Genomic DNA, 16,047 nt, shown 5'->3' with positions numbered 1-16,047 from the left:
GCGACGTCTTTCTATTTTTTTGAGATGACCTCGCCCTGAGCAGCGTTCCCGGACCTGATCCGGGAGCGCGTGTCGAAGGGCCCGCCGACGGCTCAGTCCGGCCGCTTGACCACGAAGTCGATCTCCACCAGCGCGCCGCGCGCCAGGCCCGTCACCCCGATACAGGTGCGGGCCGGGCGGCGGTCCTCGGCGAAATACGTGGCATAGACCGCGTTCATGGCGGCGTAGTCGCGCTCGAACTCGGTGATGAACACCCGGGCCTGCACCACATGCTCGAAGCCGAGGCCGAGCCCGGCGAGCACCCGCTTCAGGTTCTCCATGGTCTTGATCGTCTGCGCCTCGACGCCCTCGGGCAGCGGCGCGGAATCGTCGTCCGGGTCGGTGGCGAGCTGGCCGGTGACCAGCACCCAGCCGTCCACCTCCACCGCATGACTATAGGGGGCGACGGGAGCCGGAGCGCCCGCCAGCATGTGAAAGATCGGTGCGCTCACGTTCCCCTCCCCAGAACTCAGCTGGCCCGCCGGCGGCGTCCGCGACGGCGGGCGCCGTCGTCCTCGATGCCCTCCGGCGCATGGGCCGACAGCCGGCCGCCCTTGGACCAGGGCGCGCCCAATTCCTCGGTGATCCGCTCCAACGTCGGCCGGTCGCCCGGCGTGTAGCCCTTCAGCGCCTCGGCGATGGCCCGGACATGGTCCGGCTTGGAGCCGCAGCAGCCGCCGACGATCCGCGCCCCGGCATCACGGACGATCCGGGCATAGAGGGCCATCGCCTCCGGCGTGCCGTCATAGACGATGGCGCCATCGACAAATTGCGGAATGCCGCAATTGCCCTTGGCCACGACCACCGCCAGCGGATCGGCCTCGGTCAGGGCGAGCACGGTCTGCGCCAATTCTGCCGGGCCGACGCCGCAATTGGCGCCGATGGCACTGGGCGGCGTGGCCAGGGTCTTCGCCAGGGCAGCGAAATCCGCCGGCGTCAGCCCCATCATGGTGCGGGCATTGGTGTCGAAGGTCATGGTGGCGACGATCGGCAGGCCGACCCGCGCGGCACCGGCCACGGCGGCGGCCATCTCCTCGGCCGCCGACATGGTCTCGATCCACAGGATGTCGGCCCCGCCCTCGGCCAGCCCTTCCGCCTGGGCGGCGAAGGCCGCCTCGCCCGTCTCCGGCGTCAGTGCGCCGAGCGGCTCGAACAGCTCGCCGGTCGGCCCCATGGACCCGGCCACGAGACAGGTCTTGCCGGTCTCCTGTTTCCAGCGGTCCACTTCGGTGCGGCAGATCCGGGCGGCCGCGGCGTTGAGTTCCTTCACCCGGTCCTGGGCGCCGTGCAGCTTCAGCCGGTGGGCGGTGCCGCCGAAACTGTTGGTCAGCACGATGTCCGATCCGGCCACAAGGAAATCCCGGTGCACGGTGGCGACCTTGGCCGGTTCCTGCACGTTCCAGAGCTCCGGCGAGTCGCCGGTCTCCAGACCCAGGGCGAACAGGTTGGTGCCCATGGCCCCGTCGGCGATCAGATGGCCACGCTCGGCCAGCAGCTCCAGCAACGCATTCGACACGCGGGTGTCCCCTATTCCGTGGAGCCCGCCAGACGGCGGCGCTTGGTCATGCGGCGGCGGTTCTCGCCGGCCTCTGTCTGACGCTGCCGCAGCGCCTCGATCACCTCGAGACGGCGCGCATCGTCGTAGCGCGACCAGTGGGCGATCTCTTCCATCGAGCGATGGCATCCCAGGCAGAACCGGGTCTCGCGGTCGATCGAGCAGACGCCGACGCAGGGACTCGGGATGGTGGCGACAGGGCGGGGCGATTCACTGGTCATGGCGGCACTCTATCGGCTGATCGATGCGGTGCAAAAACGAAAGCGACGCCGATGCATTCACCGACGTCGCTTCCAGACTTTTATGCGGCGCCGGAGGTCCGGCGCCAGATTTCTTCCGAAGCCGGATCAGGCGGCCTTGGCGTCTTCGCCTTCGTAAGCGGCGACGACGGCGACGAACGCGTCCATCGCGTCGCGCACGCCCTCAACGCCATTGGCGGTGACCAGGGCGCCTTCGACCACGAACGGGGTGGCTTCCCAACTCGCGCCGGCGGCCTCGAGCTCGGCCCGGACGTCCTCGGAGGAGGTCACGGTGCGGCCCTTGGCGGTGTCGGTCTGCGCCAGCAGCTTGCCCGCGTCGCCGACGACGGCGACCGGCATGGAAGCGCGCATGAACGCCTTCAGGACGCGCTGGCTGTGGGGATCATCGGCCATCTTGTCGACGGCGCGCATGCCACCCGGAATAACCAGGCCGTCATAGTCGACTGCCAGCGTTTCGGCCAGATCGACGTCGACGGGGAAGAAGTGGCCCCAGGAGCCCTCGTACCAGCCGTTGACCAGACCGTTGGCGCGCGACACCACCTTGGTGGTCGCGCCGGCCTCGATCAGCTTCTTCTGGGGCTCGGTGAACTCGATCTCGTCAAATCCGTTGGCGAGCATAATTGCAATGGTACGTCCGGCGAGCGGCTTATCTGCCATGCGGTCCTCCTCTTTGATGATAACGTGTCAGCCCACCCGGCACCGGTGCAAGCAGAGGCGCTCGGCAGACAAGACGCGCAGGCGCCCGAAAGGTCGGACTGCCTATGGCGCGTTGACGGTGTGGAATCTTGAACGCGTCACTTAGCGCCCTCCGTCGGATAATTCAAGGGCGGTGTGGTGCGACATTGTGCAACGCAGCAGTAACCGAACCGTTAACGCGGTCGAGAAAAGCGACGGGCCGCAAGGCCGGCCAAGGCGAATCCGGCCAGCGGCAAGCAGATCTGGAGAAGACCGTAGGCGGCGATCACGCGCCGGTCTCCCGAGGCCGACCGGGCCACCGCTTCCGTTGTCAGCGTCTCGATTCGCCCTGCTCCGGCGAACAGGGTGGGCAGATAGAGCGCCACCGACACCGCCGCGCCGACCGCCGCCGCGGTGGCCACCGGCCGCGCCAGCATCGGCAAGGTGACCGAGATCAGCACGGCGGTCGCGCTGCGGCCGAGGCTGCGAGCGACGGCGATGTAGCGGGTGTCGAACCGGCGCCACGCCCCGGCCAGGGACAGGAAAACGTAGGGCAGGACGAAGACCAGGTGGCTCCACACGACGGCGAGCCAGCTTCCGTCCAGGCGGGCGACCACGAGCAGGACCTGCACGCCGAACAGGAACGCCACCTGCGGCACGATCAGCGGCGCGTAGAGCAGCCAGTCCACCGCCCGGCCCGGACGGCTTCCGGTGCGCGTCTCCCGCTCCAGGCATCCGACGACCAGCACCAGGGCGATCGCCGTCGCCGCCAGGGCGACCGTCGCCGTCGTTCCGGCCGCCGCCCACAGCGCATCGCCATCCCGCAGCCAGCCCTCGGCCGACAGGGTCGCCGGCAACGCGGCGGGAAAGCGCCACGGCCCGGCCACCGCCCAGACCGCCAGCGCGGCCAGAGCCAGGACTGCCAGCATCCCCAGAGCGGTCATCGCGGCCATCGCCGCCGCCCGCACCGCCGTGTCGCCCCGGCCCCGGCCGCCGCGCCGGATCCAGGCGCCCCCAGCCCAGGCAATCAGCCGCTCGCCGGCGATCCACAGCAGGATGGCGGCAGCGGCGATCCCGGCCTGCAGCACGGCGCCCGCCGAGCCGACGAACCGGCGTGCCAGATCCGGATCGCCCATCCACTGGACCACCCGCACCGCCAGCGGGGCCGGCGTTGAGGGTCCGAGCAGGATCGCCATGTCCACGGTTGAGGTCGCGAACGCGAGCACGGCGAAGATCGGCAGGCGCAGGCGGGGATAGGCCTGCGGCAACACCGCCTTGAGCCATCCGGTCATCGGCCGGTAGCCGAGGGTGCGGGTCGCGGAGAGGATCCGGTCGGTGGGCAGGCCGCCCAGTGCGGCCAACAGCATCAGGAACAGGAACGGCGTCTCCTTCAGCACCAGGCCGAGGGCCAGGGACAGACCGTTCGGGTCCTGGACGATCAGCAGATCCGGCGGCCGCTGCCACCCGGTCGCCCACGGCGACAGCAGCCGCGCCGCCCAGCCGCTCGGCGCGATCAGGAAGGCGAGACCGAGCGCCAGGGTCACGTGCGGCACCGACAGCAGCGGCGAGATCAGCCGTCGCGCCGCCCGAAACAGTCGCGTTCCATGCGCCGCGGCGGTGAAACCGACCGCGAGGCAGAACGCCGCGAGCGTCGATCCAAGCCCGACGGAGAGCGACAGCCAGACGCTGGTCTCCAGGCCGGGTTCGGCCAGCAGGGCGCGGAAGGTATCGAGGGAGACCCTATGGCCGCCGAGCACCGGCAGCCACCCGAGCGCCGGCAGCAGCGTCCCCACCAGGCCGGCCGCGACTGGCCCGATCATCACCAGCACGGCAAGCACCGGGGCGAGACGGATCATCGGCGGCGCCTTTGGGCTGCGACGGTCCCTCTCACCCCCTCCCCCCATTGCACACTCCCCGGCCTCGCGCCGGGGTCTACGGTTGGGTGTGCACGTCGACCTGTAGCGTCGCCCCATCCGTGGGCCCCGGCACGAGGCCGGGGAGTGTAGAGAGAGACGCCAGAAACCACCCTACTTCCCCGCCGCGTAGCGCCGCTCCCACTCGCTTTCCAGCCAGGAAACCCAGCTCGGATGCGGCTCGGGGAGCACCGGGCCCAGTTCTTCCGGCGACAGGGTTGCGACGCCGAGCGGCAGGGCAGCGAAGGCGTCCCGGTCGGCCTTCGGCAGCGCGGCCACGTCGAGCACGGTGAAGTCGCCCCAGACCCTCGGGTCCTGCTTGCGGATCTGCGCCTCGGGCGACATCAGGAAATCGGCGACGACCATCGCCCCTTCCCGCGCCGACGCGTTGAACGGCACGGCGAGGAAATGCGTGTTGCCCAGCGAGCCACGGTCGAACACGTAGGTGCGCACCGTGTCCGGCAGTTCGCCCGCCTCGATCGCCGCGCTGGCACGCGCCGGGTTGAAGTCAAAGGCGAAGCTGATCTCGCCGTCCCCCAGCAACCGCCGCAGAGCCCCGGCATCCTTCGGAAACGCCCGACCGTCGCGCCACAGGTGCGGATGCAGCGTGTCGAGATAGGCCCAGAGCGGCGCCGTCACCGCCTGGGCCGCGGCCTCATCCACCGGCTCGGCGAGAGCCGCCGGGGTGGCGACCCGCAGGACCAGAACCTGCTTCAGGAAGGCGGTGCCGAGGAAATCCGGCGGCTGCGGGTAGGCGACGCGACCCGGGTTCGCCTGCGCCCAGTCCAGCAACGCCGGCGCGGTGCGCGGCGGCGCGTCCACATAGGCGGTGTCGTACATCATCGTGAACTGCGCCATGCCCCAGGGCGCCTCCAACCCGTCGGTCGGCACCGAGAAATCGTTGACCGTTGTCGGCTTTCCGGCAACGTCGACCAACGCGAAATTCGGCGCTTTGTCGACCCAGGGGCCGTGCAGCAGACCGTTGGCCTTCATCGCAGCGAAGTTCTCGCCGTTGATCCAGACCAGGTCGATGGAGCCGCCATCGGTGCGCCCGGCCGCCTTCTCCGCGAGCACCCGACTGACCGCATCGGCGGTGTCGGACAGCTTCACCTGGACCAGATCGATGCCGTGGAGCGCCCGCACCCGCTCCGCCGCCCAGGCGATGTGGCCGTTGATCTGCTCGTCCCCGCCCCAGGCGTTGAAATGGACGGTCTGACCGGACGCCTTGGCGACGATCTCGTCCCAGGTTCGGGTTTCAGCCGCCTCGCCGCGCCCAGCGGGGAAGAGGGTCGCGGCGACGAAGAAAAACAGAACGGCAAGGCGCCTGAGGATCATGATCGGCTCCCGAAAAGCGATCGAGGACGGCGGAACAGCGTAGACAATTCTATCCGCGCCGGCCGGTCGGACGCAGATCACATCTCAATTAGGACGAATCCAAGAGAACTGTTGCGCCTTGGCAACACCCACGATCGGGGAATGTCCCGGCGGCCCGCAAGGGGCATATGGAGCGGGTGATGGGAATCGAACCCACGACATACAGCTTGGGAAGCTGTCGTTCTACCACTGAACTACACCCGCGCCGGGAGCCAGAACATGCGCCAAGACGCGATCGGGTGCAAGGTCCTTCGCGGCATCGGATGACAACGAACGGCGGCTATGATAACCGGTTGTTCGTAAAGACACTTGGCTCGGCAAAACGCCGCTATCTCGCAGAATTGGGAAAGCCATGGCAACGGTGAATACTACGGTTACCGGTCTGAGCGGCGTCGCCGCCGGCGGCGGAACGGATATCCTCAACATCACGTCCGGAACGCTGGTGAGCGCGAGCCTCAACAGCATTGTCGGATACTCGACGATCACGATCACGTCCAACGCGGCGCACGCGATCTCGCTCCCCTCCACGATCCTGTCGAACACCAGCGGCACGGTGACCCTCACCGTCACCAGCACCATCGGCGTGACCTTCAGCGCGGCCGAGTTCACCGGGACCCAGCTCAAGGCCAACGTCACACTGTCGGAAGGCAACGACACGGCGACCGCCGGCCCCGATGACGACACGTTGAGCGGCGGCAATGGCGACGACTCCCTGAACGGCGGCGCCGGCAACGGCGACGACATCCTGATCGGCGGCAACGGCCTGGACACCCTTCGCGGCGGCGATGGCAACGACAGCCTGTCCGGCGGCAACGGCAACGATCTGGTCTACGGCAATGTCGGCGCCGACCTGCTTCTTGGCGGTGCCGGCAACGATTCCGTATTCGGCGGCCAGGGCGCCGACACCATGAGCGGCGGCGCCGGCAACGACACGCTGCTGGGCAACGGCGAGAACGACACGATCAATGGCGGCGACGGCGACGACTATCTCTACGGCAATACCGGCATCGACCAGCTGTTCGGCAATACCGGGACGGACGTGTTGTACGGCGGTAAGGGCGATGATTCCCTGCACGGCGGCGAGGGCAACGATGTCCTGTACGGCAATATCGGCGCCGACACGCTGGTCGGCGGCAACGGCGCGGACCGCGCCTTCGGCGGCCGCGACGGCGACACGCTGAGCGGCGGAGCCGGCAACGACGTCCTCTACGGCAATGTCAGCGACGACGCGATCTGGGGCGACGCCGATGCCGACAGCCTGTATGGCGGCCAGGGCAACGACACCCTGTCGGGCGGTGCCGGGGCGGACTACATCGCCGGCAACCTGGGCAACGACCTCATGACCGGCGGCACGGGCGGCGACCGCTTCGGCCTGTTCGCGGGCTCGGGCGCGGACACGATCACCGACTTCTCCTTCGCCGACGGCGACCGGATGCACATCGCCACCGCGATCACCTACACCACCTCGGACGTCACCGGCGGGGCGCTGGTCACCCTGTCCACCGGGGCGACCGTCACCCTGAGCGGCGTCGCCAGCGCGTCGATCACCAGCGACTGGTTCACGATTGGCTGAGCCGGGTGTCGACACCGGTGCGCTCCATCTGCTGGACGTGTCCCCGTCGATCGCCGGCCGGCCGCTCTTCGCGCCGCTCAGCCTCACCGTGGCCCCCGGCAGCGTCGCCGCGGTGATGGGGCCGAGCGGGTCGGGCAAGTCATCGCTGCTGTCGCTGATCGCGGGGCTGCTGGATCCCGCCCTGACCGCAGGCGGCGACGTGCGGATCGGCGACCGTTCGCTCCTCGGCCTTCCGCCGGAAGCGCGGGGTGTGGGCCTGCTGTTCCAGGACGACCTGCTGTTTCCCCATCTGTCGGTGCGCGACAACCTGCTGTTCGGCGTGCCGGCAGGACAGTCCATGGCCGAGCGGCTCGAGCAGGTGCGCGAGGCGCTGGAGGAGGCGGAACTCTCCGGGTTCGAGGCGCGCGACCCGGCGACCCTGTCGGGCGGCCAGCGCACACGGGTCGCGCTGATGCGCACCCTGCTGTCGCGCCCGCGCGCTCTGTTGCTGGACGAGCCGTTCAGCCGCCTGGACCACGCCCTGCGCGACCGGATCCGCCGCTTCGTGTTCGACCATGCCACCCGGCGCAGTCTGCCGGTGCTGCTGGTCACCCACGATCCCGACGATGCCGCCGCGGCCGGGGGAAACCGGGTCGATCTGGTCCCCGCCTGAGGCCCGGGACACGGCTCTCCGCTGGAGTGGTTGCTTTCACCCCCTGCCTCGCGGCACCTTAGTGCGCTTGCGAGAGGAGGCGGGCGATGTACAGCGAAACCACGCGCGACATCCAGGTGACGGTGACGCCGATGTATCTGGACGGCCAGTCCAGCCCATCGGAGAACCATTATGTCTGGGCCTATCAGGTGCGGATCGAGAATATCGGCCGGGAGACCGTGCGGCTGCGGACCCGTCACTGGCGGATCACCGACGCGACCGGCCACACCCAGGAAGTGCGGGGACCCGGCGTCGTCGGCGAGCAGCCGCTCCTCGGTCCGGGGGAGCATTTCGAGTATACCAGCGGCTGTCCCCTGGCCACGCCGTCGGGTCTGATGGTCGGCAGCTACTCGATGGAGAATGCCGACGGCGCCCTGTTCGACGTGGCGATCCCGGCCTTTTCCCTGGACAGTCCGCACGAAACCATCCGGCCGAACTGACCGGAACAGACTCGGCACAAGGATCGCCCCGCGATCACGGATGCTTTACCCGATTGATCGAAGGTTGCTTTGATCCGGACGGAAGCTACGTCGTATAAGCAGTACCGTGCGTCGAAAGGCGATATTCGGCAACTGGCTCTGTCCTCGAAGTCCCGGAAAGGTAGGGCAAGGGGGCATCCCCTCCCGAAGCAAAGGATCCCGTATGACCCCCTATGACCAAGCCCTCGCCAACGACGAGGCCGGAACGGTCACGCCCGCCGCCCCCCGCCCGACGCGCGAGCAGGCGGAACGCGCCGTGCGCACGCTGATCGAGTTCGTCGGCGAGAACCCCGACCGCGAAGGACTTCAGGACACGCCCAAGCGTGTCGTGAAATCCTACGAGGAACTGTTTTCCGGGTACCTCTATGACCCGGCGGACATCCTCGCGCGCACCTTCGAGGAGGTCGAGGAGTACGACGAGATCGTGCTGCTGCGGGACGTTCGCTTCGAATCCTTCTGTGAGCACCACATGCTGCCAATCATCGGCACCGCCCATGTGGCCTATTTCCCGAACGACCGGGTGGTCGGAATCTCCAAGCTCGCCCGGGTGATCGACGCCTATGCCAAGCGCATGCAGATCCAGGAGCGGCTGACCGCCCAGATCGCCCATGCCGTGGAATCCGTGCTGCAGCCTCGCGGCGTGGCAGTCGTCATCGAGTCCGAACATCATTGCATGAGCACCCGCGGCGTGCGGAAGTCGGGCGTCAGCATGGTCACCACCCGGATGCTCGGCTGCTTCAAGGAAGACCCGGAGCGGCGACGCGAGTTCTACCAGCTGATCGGCAAGCCTTCCTGACCCTGAGCCCACCGGGCCTGACGCACACGGCCGCCCCTAAGCGGCCGCTTGCCTTCCCACGGCGATCCTCGTATTTTGCAAGATAGTTCTTGTTTAATATGAGGAACCGTCGATGGTCGTGCCGATCAAAAGCCTCTACGAAGCGCATCTGACCGTGCGGGATCTCGACCGCTCCATCGCCTTCTACCGCGATGCCCTGGGGCTGCCACTGGCGACCGTAATCCCGGCGCGCAATGTCGCCTTCTTCTGGGTTCCGAAGCCGGAGACTGCCATGCTCGGCATCTGGGCGGTCGGGACCGCGCCGATGTCGATGAAGCTGCATATCGCCTTCACGGTCGATCTGCCGGACGTGGAGCGGTCGGTCGGCGCCCTGCGCGCCGCCGGTATCACCCCGCATTTCAACGGCACGCCGATCGACGAGCCGATCGTGCTGACGTGGATGCCGGCGGCCAGCGTGTATTTCGACGACCCGGACGGGCACGCGCTGGAATTCATCGCCATGCTGCCGGACAAGCCGCGTCCGGACCAGAAGATCATGTCCCTGTCCGAGTGGCGGAGCCTCAAAGGGTAGCGCGAGCGTCGGCCACTGCCTGCCGGTGGACAGCCCGGCGGCGATGGTCAATCATCCCGCCGGTCTGACCACCCTTCCGGCGGAAACCGCGTGATCGATTTTGGACCGGTCTTCTTCATCGTCGGCATGCTGCTGACCTTTCTGTCGGTGGCGATGTGCGTTCCGGCGGCCGTGGATCTGGCGACCGGCCATCCGGACTGGCAGGTCTTCCTCGGCGCCGGCGGAATCACGCTGTTCATCGGCGTGTCGATGATGCTGGCCACCCGGACGGTACGCGGGGCGAAGCTCGGACTGCGGCAGGCCTTCATCCTCACCACCATGAGCTGGGTCTCCATCGCCGCCTTCGGATCGCTGCCCTTCGCCTTCTCCGAACTCGACATGTCGGCCGCGGATGCCTTCTTCGAGTCCATGTCCGGCGTGACCACGACCGGGGCCACGGTGATCTCGAACCTGGACGGGGCGCCGCCGGGCATCCTGCTGTGGCGCGCCCTGCTGCAGTGGCTCGGCGGCATCGGCATCATCGTCATGGCGCTCGCCGTGCTGCCGATGCTGAGCGTCGGCGGCATGCAGCTCTTCGTCACCGAGGCGTTCGATACGCCGGACAAGGTGCTGCCCCGCGCCGCCCAGCTCGCCGGCGGCATCGGCAGCCTGTATCTCGGCCTGACCTTCGTCTGCGCCGTGGCCCTGTGGCTGGCCGGGATGGAGGGTTTCGACGCCGTCGCCCATGCGATGACCACCATCGCGACGGGCGGCTATTCGACCAAGGACGCCTCGGTCGGCTATTTCAACACCCCGGCGATCGACTGGATCATCACGGTCGGCATGATCGTGGGCAGCCTGCCCTTCGTGCACTATCTGCGCATCGCCCGGGGCGACAGCCGCAGCATCCTGCGGGACAGCCAGGTCCGCTGGTTCCTGAGCATCGTCGTCATCTGCGTGTCGCTGGTCGCCGTCTGGATCCTCTTCCAGATCGGCCTGGGCACCCATGACGCGCTGCGCTACGCCGCCTTCAACGTGGTCTCGGTGATCACCGGCACCGGCTACGCGACAACCGATTTCGGCGCCTGGGGCGGCTTCGTGGCGACCATGATGCTGATCCTGATGTTCGTCGGCGGCTGCGCCGGATCGACCACCTGCGGGATCAAGATCTTCCGCTTCCAGGTGCTCTACGCCACCGCCCGGGTCCAGTTGGCCCGGCTGCTGCGGCCGCACGGCGTGTTCATCCCCTATTACAACCGCAAGCCCATTCCGGAAGCGGTGTCCGAGGCGGTGATGGGGTTCTTCTTCCTGTACATCCTGTGCTTCGGCCTGGTCGCCATGGCGCTGGCGGCGATGGGACTCGACATCGTCACCGCCCTGTCCGGCTCGGCAACGGCGATCAGCAATGTGGGTCCGGGACTGGGGCCGATCATCGGCCCGGCGGGGAACTTCGATCCGCTGCCCGACGGGGCGAAATGGCTGCTCTGCTTCGCCATGCTGCTGGGCCGGCTTGAGCTGTTCACCGTGCTGGTGCTGATAACGCCGACCTTCTGGCGGAAGTAGACGCCATGCTTTCCATTCCCTTACGTCACTCCCCGGATTCATTCCGGGGTCCGCGGGTCAGCCCGCGTTGCGGTCCAGATGGGGCGCCGACCCGTCACCCTGCGACGTAGGCCCCGGCACGAGGCCGGGGAGTGACGCGGACGACGGGGATGCACTGCCGCCCTGGCCAAACTGCAGCTCCGCCAGGCGGCGGTAGAGTGGGCTGGTCCGCATCAGCTCCGCATGCGGGCCGTCGGCAACCAGCCGCCCCGCTTCGATCACGCAGATCCGGTCCGCCTCCACCACCGTGGCCAGCCGGTGGGCGATCACCAAGGTCGTGCGGCCTTGCATCAGCCGGTCGAGCGCGTTCTGCACCAGCCGCTCGTTCTCCGCGTCGAGCGCGCTGGTCGCCTCGTCCAGCAGCAGGATCGCCGGATCCCGCAGCAGGGCGCGGGCGATGGAGATCCGCTGGCGCTCGCCGCCGGACAGGCGCACCCCCTTCTCGCCGAGGAAACTGTCATAGCCGTCCGGCAGCGCGGTGATGAACTCGTGGGCCGCGGCGTCCCGGGCTGCGGCGATCACCTCGTCGTCCGAGGCGTCGGGCCGGCCGTAGCGGATGTTCTCCATCGCGCTGGTGGCGAACACCACCGGGTCCTGGGAAACCAGGGCGATGCGCCGACGCAGGTCGGTCGGCTCGGCGGTGCGGGCATCGACGCCGTCGATCATCACCCGACCCTGCGCCGGGTCGTAGAACCGCAGCAGAAGCTGGAACACGGTCGTCTTGCCGGCCCCGGACGGCCCGACCAGGGCCACCGTCTCGCCCGGTGCCACGGTCAGGGAGAAGTCGTTGAGGGCGGAGGTCTCCGGGCGCGACGGATAGCGGAACACAACGTCCTCGAACGCCACCCGCCCTTCCGCCGGCGACGGCAGGGCGACCGGGTGTTCCGGCGCGCGGATCTCCGGCTCGGCCTCCAGCAGTTCGATCAGACGTTCGGTCGCCCCGGCGGCGCGCAGCAGCTCGCCATAGACCTCGGAGATGATGCCGACCGAGAAGGCGACGGTGACGCCGTAGAACACGAAGGCGGTCAGCTCTCCCGCCGACATCCGCCCGGCCATGACGTCGTTGCCGCCGACCCAGAGCACGAAGCCGACCGAGGCGAAGACCAGCACAATCACCGTGGACGACAGCACGCCGCGCAGGTGGATGCGCCGGATCGCCGTGGTGAAGGCGTTGGCGACCTCGCGCCCGAAGCGGCGGCGGTCCTCCTCCTCGTGGGTAAACGCCTGGACCGTTCGGATCGCGGCGAAACTCTCCTCGGCGAAAGCGCCGACATCGGCCACCCGGTCCTGGGACTCGCGCCCCAGCCGGCGCACCTTGCGACCGATCACCAGGATCGGCACCACGATGACCGGCACCACCAGCATCAGCAGGCCGGCCAGCTTGGCGTTGGTGATGAACAGCATGATCAGCCCGCCGACCAGGGCCAGCAGATTGCGCAGCGCCATCGAGGCGCTGGAGCCGATGATCGACTGCAGCAGGGTGGTGTCGGTGGTCAGCCGCGACAGTACCTCGCCCGTGCGGGTGACCTCGAAGAACCCCGGATGCAGGGCGACCACCCGCTGGAAGATGGCATTGCGCAGGTCGGCGACAATCCGCTCGCCGAGCCAGGAGACCAGGTAGAACCGCGAGTAGGTCCCGACCGACAGGACGACGGCCAGCCCGAGCAGCGCCACCAGCGCCCGGTCGAGCTGCCCGGGGTCGCCGCTGGCGAAGCCCTGGTCCACCAGGATCCGAAGGCCCTGGCCCACGGCCAGCATGGCGCCCGCCGTGACCGCCAGGGCGATCGCCGCCAGCACCACCCGGCCGCGATACGGGGCGACAAAGCCCATGACCCGCTTCAGGATCGCGAGGTCCCGGCCCTTCGGCCGGTCCTGGGGATGGGTCGTGCCGTCGCTCTGGGCCGATCGGGAGCCGGTGTTGTCGCTCAAGGGGAACCTTGGGGGGTTAAGCCATGATTTCCGCAAGATGGGGCTTCGCACCGCCCGGTCAAAGCGAAACTAGCGGGCCTGCTTCTCCACGAAGGCGCGGAATACCGACAGGGTCGCCTCGCTGACATGGTGCTCGATGCCCTCGGCGTCCGCCTCTGCCACATCGCGGTCGACGCCGATCGCGATCAGGAAGTCGCAGACGAGCCGGTGACGCTCCTTGCACATCTCGGCCAGGGCTCGGCCGTCATCGGTCAGGAAGATCGCGCGGTACGGCTTGCTGGTGACGTAGCCGTCGCGCTCGAGCCGCTTGACCGTGTTGTTCACCGTCGCCGGGGTCACCCCGAACCGCTCGGCCAGCGCCACCGCGCGCGCCTCGCCGTCCTGATCGATCAGGTCGGCGATCATTTCCACGTAATCTTCGGTGACCTCGCGGGCATGCTCGTCCCGCAGGCGCTTGAAGGTCTGAGCGTGGTCTTCGATCGACCGCAAGCTGTCTTCGTCCGCCATCCCATCCTCGGCGCCAATCCCGGGTCGGACAGTACGACGGGATGCGCGTTCTGGCAATTTAGGCTTGACTAACATTTGGAGGCACCCCAACTATTGTTGGACAGTGCTGCAATCCCTGGCGGATCGGAGCGTTTCCCGTCTTATGGTCACTCGACGTAACCTGTTGAAATATCTTCATGCTTCCGGCGTGGTTCTGGCGGCGGCCGGCGGTATGACGGCCTGGACGCGCGCCTTGGCGGCGCCGGCCCTATCGGTGGTCGCGACGACCTCGATGATCGCCGACGCGGCCCGTCAGGTCGGCGGCGCGCGAGTCGCCGTTACCGCGCTGATGGGTCCCGGTGTCGACCCCCATGCCTACCGCCAGACCCGCAGCGACATCGCCAACATGCTGCGCGTCGATGCGGTGCTGTGGCACGGCCTGTATCTGGAAGCGCAGCTCGAGGAATTCCTGCTGGATCTGGGCAAGCACAAGCGGGTCTTCGCCGTTGGCGAGGCAGTCCCACGCGACCGGCTGATCGCCCATTCCGACTACGCCAACCGGTTCGACCCGCACATCTGGATGGATCCCGGCCTGTGGCGCTCCGTGGTTCTGGCGGTGCGCGACGCCCTGAGCGAGATCGATCCGGCCGGCGCCGATGCCTATGCCGCCGGGGTCGAGCGGCATCTGGAAGAGGTCGACGCGCTGAACGCCTATGCGGCCGAGCGGCTGGCCACCGTGCCGGCGGAGCGGCGCGTGCTGGTGACGGCGCATGACGCCTTCAACTATTTCGGCCGCGCCTTCGACTTCGAGGTGCTCGGCATCCAGGGCATCTCCACCGAGTCCGAGGCCGGGTTGCGGCGCATCGAGGAGTTGGTGGACACGCTGGTGACCCGCGGAATCACCGCGGTCTTCGTGGAAAGTTCGGTGTCGGCGCGCAACGTCCGCGCCCTGATCGAGGGAGCCGCGGCGCGCGGCCACACCGTGACCATCGGCGGGGAGCTGTTCTCCGACGCCATGGGACCGACCGGCACCTATGAAGGAACCTATACCGGCATGATCGACCACAACGTCACCGGCATCGCCCGGGCCCTGGGCGGCGACGCTCCGGCCCGGGGCATGCAGGGGCGGCTGGCGGCCGGATCGTGACCGCAGGAGGACTGATCGTGACCCCCGATGCGCAGATCGAACTGGTGACATCCGACGGCCGATGGGTCGAGACGGACGGCAAGACCTGTCCGCTGGATGTGCGCGGCCTGACCGTCTCCTACGGCGAGAAGCCGGCGGTGTTCTCGGTCGATGCCCGCTTCCCCTCGGCCAGCATGACCGCCATCGTCGGCCCCAACGGCGCCGGAAAGTCGACCTTCCTGAAGGGTACCCTCGGCATCGTGCCGCGCCTGGCCGGCGAGGTCCGGTTCTTCGGCCAGCCGTTCAAGGCGGTCCGCCGCGACGTCGCCTATGTGCCCCAGCGCGCCTCGGTCGACTGGGACTTTCCCGCCCGGGTGATCGACGTGGTGACGATGGGCCTGTACCGCGAGGTCGGGTTGTTCCGCTTCACCGGCGCGCGCCACCGGGCCCGGGCCATGGCGTGCCTGGAGCGGGTCGGCATGCAGGACTTCGCCGAGCGCCAGATCGGCCAGCTCTCCGGCGGCCAGCAGCAGCGCGTCTTCCTCGCCCGCGCCCTGGCCCAGGATGCCGAGCTCTACCTGCTGGACGAGCCTTTCGCCGGGGTGGATGCCGCCACGGAGCACGCAATCGTCTCGGTGCTGAAGGACCTGAAGGCGGCCGGCAAGACGGTCGTCTGCGTGCATCACGACCTGTCCACGGTGACCGCCTATTTCGACCGGGTCCTGCTGATCAACATGCGCAAGCAGGCGGAAGGCCCGATCGCCGAGGCGTTCACGCCGGAGACCCTGCAGGCGACCTATGGCGGCCGTCTGGCCGACACCCAGATCGCCGAGCTGCATCTGGGAACGGCCTGAGGGCGACGACCGGGACACGCCGAGATGTCTGCCGCTCTCCACTCCCTGTCCTCGATCCCCCTCCCGCACTCCCCGGATTCATTCCGGGGTCCACGCTTCGGCGTGCGCGGGCGTCACGACATCGCCCCCGCAGCCCGGTCCACCC

The 16,047-nt window shown here is 68.4% G+C and carries 16 protein-coding genes and 1 tRNA gene; 8 read left to right on the top strand and 9 right to left on the bottom strand.

Translation table 11 applies throughout. The features are described 5' to 3' along the window. Positions 1-92: 92 nt before the first annotated feature. The 7 genes from T8K17_RS09460 to T8K17_RS09430 form a co-directional block, all read right to left on the bottom strand. Positions 93-491, bottom strand: a complete 399-nt coding sequence (locus T8K17_RS09460) for a RidA family protein (RefSeq protein WP_322334257.1) — start codon at positions 489-491, stop codon at positions 93-95. A 17-nt stretch (positions 492-508) separates the two neighbouring features. Next, positions 509-1,555, bottom strand: a complete 1,047-nt coding sequence (gene bmt / locus T8K17_RS09455; protein WP_322334256.1) for a betaine--homocysteine S-methyltransferase — start codon at positions 1,553-1,555, stop codon at positions 509-511. A gap of 11 nt (positions 1,556-1,566) precedes the next feature. After that, positions 1,567-1,815 carry a DUF1289 domain-containing protein gene (locus tag T8K17_RS09450; RefSeq protein ID WP_322334255.1) on the bottom strand — a complete coding sequence of 83 codons (249 nt, stop codon included), beginning with the start codon at positions 1,813-1,815 and terminating at the stop codon, positions 1,567-1,569. 126 nt (positions 1,816-1,941) lie between these two features. After that, complete coding sequence (locus T8K17_RS09445; protein ID WP_322334254.1) at positions 1,942-2,511, bottom strand: DJ-1/PfpI family protein; 570 nt, start codon at positions 2,509-2,511, stop codon at positions 1,942-1,944. A gap of 212 nt (positions 2,512-2,723) precedes the next feature. Next, positions 2,724-4,385 carry an ABC transporter permease gene (locus tag T8K17_RS09440; RefSeq protein ID WP_322334253.1) on the bottom strand — a complete coding sequence of 554 codons (1,662 nt, stop codon included), beginning with the start codon at positions 4,383-4,385 and terminating at the stop codon, positions 2,724-2,726. A gap of 171 nt (positions 4,386-4,556) precedes the next feature. Beyond that, a complete protein-coding gene (locus T8K17_RS09435; protein ID WP_322334252.1) occupies positions 4,557-5,777 on the bottom strand; it encodes an ABC transporter substrate-binding protein in 1,221 nt (406 codons plus the stop codon). Between the two features lie 168 nt (positions 5,778-5,945). Next, positions 5,946-6,020 (bottom strand) — tRNA-Gly (locus T8K17_RS09430). Between the two features lie 148 nt (positions 6,021-6,168). On the opposite strand from T8K17_RS09430, the gene T8K17_RS09425 reads away from it, so the two are divergent. The 6 genes from T8K17_RS09425 to T8K17_RS09400 all read left to right on the top strand — a co-directional run bounded on the left by T8K17_RS09425 (position 6,169) and on the right by T8K17_RS09400 (position 11,468). Beyond that, positions 6,169-7,389: a calcium-binding protein gene (locus tag T8K17_RS09425; protein WP_322334251.1), complete on the top strand. Its 1,221-nt coding sequence runs from the start codon at positions 6,169-6,171 to the stop codon at positions 7,387-7,389. Beyond that, positions 7,382-8,041, top strand: coding sequence for an ATP-binding cassette domain-containing protein (locus T8K17_RS09420; protein WP_322334250.1), 660 nt, complete (start codon positions 7,382-7,384; stop codon positions 8,039-8,041). The genes T8K17_RS09425 and T8K17_RS09420 overlap by 8 nt, the downstream gene beginning before the upstream one ends. Positions 8,042-8,127: 86 nt before the next feature. Continuing rightward, the gene (gene apaG / locus T8K17_RS09415; protein ID WP_322334249.1) at positions 8,128-8,520 is read left to right on the top strand and encodes a Co2+/Mg2+ efflux protein ApaG; all 393 of its coding nucleotides are present in this window, start codon (positions 8,128-8,130) and stop codon (positions 8,518-8,520) included. Positions 8,521-8,722: 202 nt separating this feature from the next. Then, positions 8,723-9,355, top strand: coding sequence for a GTP cyclohydrolase I FolE (gene folE, locus T8K17_RS09410; protein ID WP_322334248.1), 633 nt, complete (start codon positions 8,723-8,725; stop codon positions 9,353-9,355). 112 nt (positions 9,356-9,467) lie between these two features. Next, positions 9,468-9,926 carry a VOC family protein gene (locus tag T8K17_RS09405; RefSeq protein WP_322334247.1) on the top strand — a complete coding sequence of 153 codons (459 nt, stop codon included), beginning with the start codon at positions 9,468-9,470 and terminating at the stop codon, positions 9,924-9,926. Positions 9,927-10,016: 90 nt separating this feature from the next. Beyond that, entirely contained in the window at positions 10,017-11,468 is a 1,452-nt protein-coding gene (locus T8K17_RS09400) for a TrkH family potassium uptake protein (protein ID WP_322334246.1), read from the top strand. Positions 11,469-11,525: 57 nt separating this feature from the next. Here T8K17_RS09400 and T8K17_RS09395 read toward each other — a convergent pair whose 3' ends face one another. Further along, the gene (locus T8K17_RS09395; protein WP_322334245.1) at positions 11,526-13,436 is read right to left on the bottom strand and encodes an ABC transporter transmembrane domain-containing protein; all 1,911 of its coding nucleotides are present in this window, start codon (positions 13,434-13,436) and stop codon (positions 11,526-11,528) included. Positions 13,437-13,505: 69 nt separating this feature from the next. Continuing rightward, positions 13,506-13,943, bottom strand: coding sequence for a manganese-binding transcriptional regulator MntR (gene mntR / locus T8K17_RS09390; RefSeq protein WP_322334244.1), 438 nt, complete (start codon positions 13,941-13,943; stop codon positions 13,506-13,508). A gap of 163 nt (positions 13,944-14,106) precedes the next feature. Here mntR and T8K17_RS09385 point away from each other — a divergent pair, with 163 nt between their 5' ends. Together T8K17_RS09385 and T8K17_RS09380 are read left to right on the top strand one after the other, a co-directional pair. Continuing rightward, entirely contained in the window at positions 14,107-15,069 is a 963-nt protein-coding gene (locus tag T8K17_RS09385) for a metal ABC transporter solute-binding protein, Zn/Mn family (RefSeq protein WP_322334243.1), read from the top strand. Further along, positions 15,066-15,902, top strand: coding sequence for a metal ABC transporter ATP-binding protein (locus tag T8K17_RS09380; RefSeq protein WP_322334242.1), 837 nt, complete (start codon positions 15,066-15,068; stop codon positions 15,900-15,902). The genes T8K17_RS09385 and T8K17_RS09380 overlap by 4 nt, the downstream gene beginning before the upstream one ends. Positions 15,903-16,047: the final 145 nt, after the last annotated feature.

The sequence above is a fragment of the Thalassobaculum sp. OXR-137 genome (genome assembly GCF_034377285.1).
In the GTDB taxonomy this organism is placed as follows: Bacteria; Pseudomonadota; Alphaproteobacteria; order Thalassobaculales; family Thalassobaculaceae; genus Thalassobaculum.
This window is presented reverse-complemented; position numbering and strand designations above follow the sequence as displayed.

What these genes read in the sequence shown, in the direction of transcription:
- T8K17_RS09435 (WP_322334252.1), bottom strand. Translation starts at nt 5,777, where the DNA reads ATGATCCTCAGGCGCCTTGCCGTTCTGTTTTTCTTCGTCGCCGCGACC.
- mntR (WP_322334244.1), bottom strand. Translation starts at nt 13,943, where the DNA reads ATGGCGGACGAAGACAGCTTGCGGTCGATCGAAGACCACGCTCAGACC.
- T8K17_RS09425 (WP_322334251.1), top strand. Translation starts at nt 6,169, where the DNA reads ATGGCAACGGTGAATACTACGGTTACCGGTCTGAGCGGCGTCGCCGCC.
- T8K17_RS09405 (WP_322334247.1), top strand. Translation starts at nt 9,468, where the DNA reads ATGGTCGTGCCGATCAAAAGCCTCTACGAAGCGCATCTGACCGTGCGG.
- folE (WP_322334248.1), top strand. Translation starts at nt 8,723, where the DNA reads ATGACCCCCTATGACCAAGCCCTCGCCAACGACGAGGCCGGAACGGTC.
- apaG (WP_322334249.1), top strand. Translation starts at nt 8,128, where the DNA reads ATGTACAGCGAAACCACGCGCGACATCCAGGTGACGGTGACGCCGATG.
- T8K17_RS09450 (WP_322334255.1), bottom strand. Translation starts at nt 1,815, where the DNA reads ATGACCAGTGAATCGCCCCGCCCTGTCGCCACCATCCCGAGTCCCTGC.
- T8K17_RS09440 (WP_322334253.1), bottom strand. Translation starts at nt 4,385, where the DNA reads ATGATCCGTCTCGCCCCGGTGCTTGCCGTGCTGGTGATGATCGGGCCA.
- T8K17_RS09445 (WP_322334254.1), bottom strand. Translation starts at nt 2,511, where the DNA reads ATGGCAGATAAGCCGCTCGCCGGACGTACCATTGCAATTATGCTCGCC.